Source organism: Marinobacter sp. UBA2498, assembly GCF_002341575.1.
GTDB lineage: Bacteria > Pseudomonadota > Gammaproteobacteria > Pseudomonadales > Oleiphilaceae > Marinobacter > Marinobacter manganoxydans.
The window spans coordinates 48,718-55,911 of record NZ_DDOI01000006.1 but is presented as its reverse complement, the minus strand read 5'-3'; the positions used below and the strand labels follow the sequence as shown (position 1 = coordinate 55,911).

The following is a 7,194-nucleotide window of genomic DNA, read 5'->3' as shown; positions in this document are numbered from 1 at the left end:
GCCGCATTCAGCCTGTTTGCCGATGGCGGAGGTTGGCAGCGATACTTTCTTATCACAGTCGCGGTAGTTGTCTCATTTGTACTGATCAGGCTGATTGTTCAGTGCCGCCGCAGGGGAGAAGCCATCGCGTACAGCCTTATTCTTGGCGGTGCCATGGGCAACCTGATTGACCGGATATTTCGTGGCTATGTTGTGGATTCCTTTGATGTCTATTGGCAATCCTGGCACTGGCCAGCCTTTAACCTTGCCGATATCGCCATTGTGCTGGGCACCGTGCTTTTCCTCTATGTCAGTTTCATACCCGAAAAATCGGGCACGAACGTCGAGCTCGATGGATCAGGCTAAGAAACATCTGACAAACGCCTTGACCTTAAAGTTGACTTTAAGGATATCGTCTGTGCTGACAAACCAAGAACGACAGCCAAAGCAAAGGAGAATGAAACGATGACATTGCAACTTGGAGAAACCGCTCCCGATTTCACCGTGGCATCCACCGAGGGAAACATTCAGTTTCATGAGTGGCTGGGAGACGACTGGGCCGTACTGTTTTCACACCCCGCCGACTACACCCCCGTCTGTACCACAGAGCTCGGCGCCTTCGCCAAGCGTAAGGACGAGTTCGCCAGTCGCGGTGTGAAGCTGATCGGGGTCTCCGTCGACCCGCTCGACTCTCATAACGACTGGGTGAAGGATATCGAGAAAACCCAGGGCGCCGGGCTCAATTTTCCCCTGCTGGCAGACAAGGATCAGGTGGTTGCCGACCTGTACGGAATGATCCATCCAAAAGCCGACCCCAAGGTGACTGTTCGAACGGTATTTATTATCGATTCCGCGAAGAAAATCCGTCTGATGCTGACGTATCCGCCCAGCACCGGGCGCAATCTGGACGAGATCCTGCGCGTCATTGATTCGCTCCAACTGACCGACAACCACAAAGTGGCCACGCCGGTGGACTGGAAGAATGGCGAGGATGTGATCATCGTTCCGTCGCTCTCCAACGAAGAGGCCAAAGAGCGTTTCCCTGACGGATGGGATGAGCAGACACCGTATCTGCGCGTTACCCGCCAACCTGGTCGGAAGTAACAGGGAGTTCGTCAGCCAGCCGGGCGGCTGGCTGACGAAGCGATACCTGAGAACCCCTCACCGATAGGTTCGGTCATCGCCGAACCCTTAACCGAACACGGCCCCGAAATGCTTACCCTGACAATCCCTGAAGTTGGTCTCTTCGCGTTGTTGATTGCACTTTGCCTGCCGCTGCTTCAGGCGACCGTGCCCTTGCTGGGAGCCGCCACCCGGCGCCCGTTGTGGATGGCATTTGCAGAGCCTATGGCATGGGGGCAATTTGTTTTTCTACTGATTTCTTATGCCAGCCTGACCGCCAGTTTTCTTCTGGATGATTTCAGCGTGGATTATGTGGCCCGTAATTCCAACTCGATGCTGCCCTGGTACTACAAGTTCACCGCCGTCTGGGGCTCTCATGAAGGCTCGGTGCTGTTATGGAGTCTGATTCTCAGTGGCTGGGGCTTTGCCGTCAGTCTGTTTTCCCGCCAGTTGCCACGGGATATCCCGAGACCCGCATCCTGCTGCGTGGTGATGCTCATTTCGCCAACGTGGAATTGATGCAACTGGCGCTCGACGATCCGTACACCGATTTTCTGTTCGGCCTGGCCGGCAACAGCCGTCTGAAAAAACTGGCCGAGCCACACCTGCAATCCACCCGGCGGCTGCACGATACCCGCTGCCATAACGCTCGCCTCGCGGAACAGGCCCCGCCGCAACGCTCGCGCACCTTCCACGAGATCGATTATCAGGCCCGTTCCTGGCCACAGGCGTTTCGCACTGTCCTGAAAGCCGAAACCATGGCCCTCGGCGATAACCCCCGCTTCGTCGTCACCTCCCTGGAAGAGTCAACCCCGGAAATACTGTACGCCGAGCTGTATTGCGCCCGGGGCCAGGACGAGAATTTCATCAAGATGATGAAAAACGACCTGGCCAGCGACCGCACCTCGGATTGCCGCTTTGCGGCCAACCACCTGCGCCTGTTTTTCTCCTGCGCCGCCTATGTACTGCATCACGCCTTGCGCGCCGAACTGTTGCAAGGCACCGAGTTGTCTCAGGCCCAGCCCTCGACGGTCATCATCAAGCTGTTCAAGCTGGCCGTACGGGTGGTGCAGTACAAAGACCGCATCAAGCTCCACCTGCCAGGTAGCTGCCCGGTCAAGGCCCTTCTGCACACAGTCACCGAACGGTTATATCGCCTGCCTCGGCCCAGGTTAAACACCGGCTGAGCCGCTGTCGGCGCTCACCTCCATCTCGGGCTCGGGAGGCCTTCCCTCGCCCGGACGCTGGAATTGATCAAATAATAAACACTTAAGGCCGGTGACTGGATGACATCAGAGCGACATTGGCGCGCATACTACACTAATAATTCTCATATCTGGGCGTAATGGGCTAACCGAGAAAATTTCGTGGCTGCTGCTTGGGGTGTTTATGAAATGTTCGGGTTAGATGCGTAACTAGACTCCTTGGTTCCTGGATGCCGCAGACGCTGTCAGCTCCAGTCGAGGATCACCCTGGGGTTTCGATCAGGTTTCTCCAGTCGTAAACAAAAGCGAACGTTCGAGTGAGGGATTTACGTCAGAGCCTCCAAGCAAATCACAGCCATTTCATCCAGTATGATTGGCGGAGCAAATTGCAGACGCTGAATGATTACGTGGCAGAGATGACCATGCTCGGCTAAGCTCCTGTTTTATCGATTTAAGTGCAGCGTTATTGATGTTTCAAAGTCAGTAATAGTGACACAGTCAAATTTCTGCAATGATAAAGCGCGCTGCCTAATTGCTGTTATGTTTCTCTCAGAGCAGGCTCAAGTCCAAGGTGATCAACAAAGGGGATGAAGTCGCGATCCAAAAACAGCAGGGGCAACTCTTTTTCTATACAGAATGTCGCGATGATCACGTCGGCAGTTTTTCTGATCGTGATGCCTTTTTTTCGTAGTGCCCGATAGTTGTCGGCGCACTTAATTGCCATTTCTTTGCCAAACATTTCATACTGATCCAGAGCGAGCAGGCTTTGCTTGGTTTGGCGATACTGTTTGTCGTTGCGGATGCCTTGGAGGATTTCCAAAAATATGAGGTCTCCAATAGCAACCGAACCTTGAACTATCGAGGCATCCAGCAGATCAGTTTGCGGGTTGTCGACCCCATTGAAATAGTCGATCCAGACGCTGGTGTCTACCAGGATCATCGGGCAGCTCGCATTTCGCCCAAATCGCCTTCCCACTTGATCTTGCCACGTAACTTTCGAATTTCCTGCTGCTTGCTAAGCTGGACTAGAAGTCTAAGGCCTTGCTCGACGGCCTCTTTTTTGGTTTCGTAACCGGAGGCTTTGAGGGCTTCGGCCATTAACTGGTCGTCAATGACTATGTTAGTTCTCATGATGCACCTATGTGTATGCTTTTCGACTTTTATACACAATCTAGCATCTCAAGGAGAACATAACAATCGGCTGCACAGCGACCGATTTTCCGCCGCCTCCGCGGCTACAAACCGGCGCGTGAGCCGGGCGTTGTAAAGGAAATACCCGTCCATGAGAGATAGAGTAAGACTTAATCCGGGTGAAGAACTGAAACTCGAGGGCAGCAGAACTAAAGGACCTTTGGGTGAAACAGAAATCGACACATACTCCGTCATCAACAAGGCAGGAGAAGTCGTAGGTTCAGTTGTGCACTCCGATCACACAGCCATCAAAGGCTTTAAAAGAACGCAAACACTTGTCCAGAAAGATGCTGAAGGCAGTGTTTTGGTAGATAAGCGATGGTGATCTCAAATTTCGACCAGGTTTGGGCGACATGACCAATGGATATTGAATCTCTGACGCGCCTAACCCACAATCATGTCCAGCGAAGTAAACAAACGCTCACTTTAATTGCGGTAGAGAGGTAGAACAGGTGACTGAGCTGGTTAGTTATGAATTGAAAGATGGTGTAGCAACGATTGCCATCAGCAATGGCAAGGCCAACGCCCTGAGCCAGGAAGTGTTCGAGGGGCTCAACGCGGCGCTGGATCGGGCGGAGCAGGGCAAGGCGGTTGTGATTCTGACCGGCCAGCCAGGCGTGTTCTCTGCCGGGTACGACTTGAAAGAAATGCAGAAGGGGCCGAAAGAAGCAGCCGCGCTGGTAAAAACCGGCTCCAGCTTTACCCGGCGTCTGGCCGCATTCCCGTTGCCGATTATTGGTGCCTGTAGCGGCCATGCCATTGCCAAGGGCGCGTTCATTCTGCTGTCAGTGGATCACCGCATTGGTATTGAGGGGCCCTTCAAGCTTGGCTTGAACGAGGTGGCAATCGGCATGACCATGCACCACGCCGGGATTGAAATTGCCCGCCATCGACTGGCGCCCGCCCACTTTTACCGTTCGGTCGTGAACGCTGAGATATACAACCCGGAAGGGGCAGTAGAGGCGGGGTTCCTGGATGAGGTGGTTGCCCAGGACAAGCTGGTTGAGCGGGCCACCGAGCTGGCGCAGCATTTCAAAACCCTGAACATGCGCGCCCATCGTGAAACCAAGCTGAAGGCCAAAGCGGACTATCTGGCGCTGCTGGATCGTTGCATCGAGCAGGATGCCGAGCACCTTGGCCTGAACGGCTAGCTCACGTTTCCGAACTGAACTGCGGTGCTTCGCGGAAACGGAACAGTTTTGCCAGGATCACGTCAGGGAAAGACTGGATCCGGGTGTTGTAGATCATGGCGCTCTCGGTGTAGCTGTTTCGCAAGAGCGAAAGGTAGTTTTCCGTCTCTGCCATGATCGACATGAACTTCTGAATGTCCTCATTGTTCTTCAGGTCCGGATATCCCTCGATCCGGGCCTGGAGGGCATTGGTTACGTTCTGTTCAAACTGGATAAGCTTGTCGGCCTGGCCCTTCGAACTCATCTCGACAGGGTCCGCACTGCGTAGCTGGGCAATGGCTTTCAGCAGCTGTTTTTCGTGGGCCAGAGACGCCTTTACGATTTTCTCCAGGTTGGGCCACAGCTCATGGCGTTGCTGGAGAATGGTGTCGATATTGGCCGATGCCCGCAAAGCCCCTTGCCCCCGATCCAGGCCGGCAAAACCCAGGCAGTAGACGTTCACGAAGGTTTCGAGAAAGCGGACGGTGTAACGCCTGTCGCCCCGGCGCTCCGAATGGTACTGCGGGTATTCGATCTTCGCACCGTCTGGCTGGACGAGAACCTTTCCCTCGCTGTCCTCCAGCCAGAAAGGCGCTAGTTCTTCCCGATGCTCAATAACCCGCCATTTTTCGTTTTTTCCGGAACCCCGCTTTTCTTCAACCTTGTAGTCGAAGGCCACGCATTTCTCGTTTTTTAGTGGATCCCTGAGCGGGGGATGGTCTTCATCGACATCCACAATTGCCTTGAGCTCCGAGACGCCAAAACTGAGTCCCCGGGTGCTGCTGGTAGGTACCGCTTCGATCAGGCGCTTGAACTTGACGGTCCGGATCGACAACCACAAGAGCAACAGGGCAGCAATAATGCTGGCTGCGGCGAGTCGGCGGCTGGTCCAGGCGTGCTGGTATCGGCCCTCATACAAATCGGCGATGGCAGACCATTCCTGACGGAGCTTGTTGATGCCAAGCACCGAGAGCGTACCGGACACCGCAATGGCCATTACCAGAACATAGACCCAGAACCGGTGAACTTTGATCAACGGAAGGGACAGCGCGATACCCAGAGCCAGAAAGCCAGTTGCGATGGAAATGCGGATGGCTGCCTCGAAGAACCGGTCGCCACTGTCCACGGCCAGCGTGTTCCGGGAAACCATGGCCGGAAGGCTGAAGTCTTCGAGGCCATAAAAGGTAACTGCCCCGATTTCGCTGCTGTACTGGCCGATTACCCGCGCCGTGTGTCCGGGAATGAGCGCCCACTCCGAGTAGATTCTGCGGCCGGACTGATTGCGATAGGTTCGCTCCAGATTCCATTCGACCTCTTCCAGATCGCTGCCCGGAGCTACAATGACTGAGCCGGTCTGGTCCCTGAGCTGGAAGTCGCCGCCGCGGGCGCCGGAATCCAGGGTGCGGATACGCAGATCACCGTCGGAGTCGCGATATTCCTCCTCGAGTTTGTAGCGATAGTAGACCGCCTCGGTGTTGGAATAGGGCGTTTCGAGAGTTCCCAACTGATCCGTGACCTTGCCTGCGATCACATAGGGGCCTGTGGTCAAAGCGCCGACGGGCATTTCTGGTAGGCGTTCCAGTTGCCGTGCTTCGGTGAGCTGGCTGAGCCCGGTCGTCATCGCATATTAGCTGCCTGCCAGGCAGGCGACTGCGATAATGGCGGTGATAATCCGGCCGGGAATACTGGCGATATTGAAGCGCCCCATGGCGGGAGAGTCCTTGGTCTGCTGGCTTTCAGGGGCAAGAGTATAAAGTATCGGGCTTTGTCATTCCCCCGGCCTCACCCGAATTGGGATGGAACGCAAGTTGGCAATGATGGGTGGTTCCTATAACGTTAAAGGCTTTCCTTTCAGAATTCAGGAGCGCGTTGTGTCCCAGTCCGAGCAATTTGCCAGCGACAACTACAGCGGTGTGTGCCCGCAGGCCTGGAAAGCCATGGAGGCGGCCAACCGGATGGATGAACCAGCCTACGGCGAGGACAGCTGGACGCAAAAGGCGGCGGATGGCCTGAGGACGCTGTTCGATACCGACTGTGACGTTTACTTCGTGTTCAATGGCACTGCCGCCAATTCTCTGGCCCTGGCCTCGATCGGTCAGTCGTTTCACAGCGTGATCTGCCACGAGCTGGCCCATATTGAAACCGATGAATGCGGCGGCCCGGAGTACGCCTCCAACGGCGCCAAGCTGCTTCTGGGGCAGGGCGAGAACGGCAAGCTGACACCGGAGAGTATCGAGCACCTGGTAACCAAGCGGACCGATATTCACTACCCCAAGCCCAAGGCGCTCAGCCTGACCCAGGCCACAGAGGTCGGGACGGTCTATACACCCGAGGAGCTCAGGGTTATTCGGGCGGTCGCCGATCACCATAAGCTCAATATCCATATGGATGGCGCCCGCTTCGCCAATGCGGTGGCTGCGCTGGATGTACATCCGTCGGAAATTACCTGGAAAGCCGGTGTCGATGTTCTTTGTTTTTCCGGCACCAAGAACGGCCTGGCGCTTGGTGAGGCGGTGGTGTTCTTCAAC

The 7,194-nt window shown here is 55.3% G+C and carries 8 protein-coding genes and 2 pseudogenes; 7 read left to right on the top strand and 3 right to left on the bottom strand.

Annotated features, from left to right (window positions below; all coding sequences use genetic code 11):
* The 4 genes and pseudogenes from lspA to B2W52_RS00555 all read left to right on the top strand — a co-directional run.
* Positions 1–345 (top strand): signal peptidase II (gene lspA, locus B2W52_RS00570; RefSeq protein WP_286800977.1); only part of this gene is annotated, 345 nt, incomplete at its 5' end.
* Positions 346–444: 99 nt separating this feature from the next.
* Positions 445–1,083 (top strand): peroxiredoxin, encoded by a 639-nt coding sequence (locus tag B2W52_RS00565; protein WP_011784900.1) that lies wholly within the window; start codon positions 445–447, stop codon positions 1,081–1,083.
* A 108-nt stretch (positions 1,084–1,191) separates the two neighbouring features.
* A pseudogene (locus B2W52_RS00560) lies at positions 1,192–1,560 on the top strand (heme lyase NrfEFG subunit NrfE); the annotation flags it as partial.
* A 5-nt stretch (positions 1,561–1,565) separates the two neighbouring features.
* A pseudogene (locus tag B2W52_RS00555) lies at positions 1,566–2,288 on the top strand (IS1380 family transposase); the annotation flags it as partial.
* Between the two features lie 556 nt (positions 2,289–2,844).
* Here B2W52_RS00555 and vapC read toward each other — a convergent pair.
* Positions 2,845–3,246, bottom strand: a complete 402-nt coding sequence (gene vapC, locus B2W52_RS00550; RefSeq protein ID WP_008173765.1) for a type II toxin-antitoxin system VapC family toxin — start codon at positions 3,244–3,246, stop codon at positions 2,845–2,847.
* Positions 3,243–3,437: a type II toxin-antitoxin system VapB family antitoxin gene (locus B2W52_RS00545; RefSeq protein ID WP_008173767.1), complete on the bottom strand. Its 195-nt coding sequence runs from the start codon at positions 3,435–3,437 to the stop codon at positions 3,243–3,245. The genes vapC and B2W52_RS00545 overlap by 4 nt, the downstream gene beginning before the upstream one ends.
* A 151-nt stretch (positions 3,438–3,588) precedes the next feature.
* Here B2W52_RS00545 and B2W52_RS00540 point away from each other — a divergent pair, with 151 nt between their 5' ends.
* Positions 3,589–3,822, top strand: a complete 234-nt coding sequence (locus tag B2W52_RS00540; protein ID WP_008173769.1) for a hypothetical protein — start codon at positions 3,589–3,591, stop codon at positions 3,820–3,822.
* A gap of 127 nt (positions 3,823–3,949) precedes the next feature.
* Entirely contained in the window at positions 3,950–4,648 is a 699-nt protein-coding gene (locus B2W52_RS00535) for a crotonase/enoyl-CoA hydratase family protein (protein WP_008173771.1), read from the top strand.
* Between the two features lies 1 nt (position 4,649).
* On the opposite strand, the gene B2W52_RS00530 is transcribed toward B2W52_RS00535, so the two are convergent.
* Positions 4,650–6,287, bottom strand: coding sequence for a LemA family protein (locus B2W52_RS00530; protein WP_227507810.1), 1,638 nt, complete (start codon positions 6,285–6,287; stop codon positions 4,650–4,652).
* Positions 6,288–6,483: 196 nt separating this feature from the next.
* Between B2W52_RS00530 and B2W52_RS00525 the strand changes: the two genes are divergently transcribed.
* Positions 6,484–7,194, top strand: a 711-nt coding sequence (locus B2W52_RS00525; protein ID WP_286800991.1) for a threonine aldolase family protein, incomplete at its 3' end; no start/stop codon positions are given.

Coding starts and splice junctions, on each gene's coding strand:
- B2W52_RS00565 (WP_011784900.1), top strand. CDS start 445: ATGACATTGCAACTTGGAGAAACCGCTCCCGATTTCACCGTGGCATCC.
- vapC (WP_008173765.1), bottom strand. CDS start 3,246: ATGATCCTGGTAGACACCAGCGTCTGGATCGACTATTTCAATGGGGTC.
- B2W52_RS00545 (WP_008173767.1), bottom strand. CDS start 3,437: ATGAGAACTAACATAGTCATTGACGACCAGTTAATGGCCGAAGCCCTC.
- B2W52_RS00540 (WP_008173769.1), top strand. CDS start 3,589: ATGAGAGATAGAGTAAGACTTAATCCGGGTGAAGAACTGAAACTCGAG.
- B2W52_RS00530 (WP_227507810.1), bottom strand. CDS start 6,287: ATGACGACCGGGCTCAGCCAGCTCACCGAAGCACGGCAACTGGAACGC.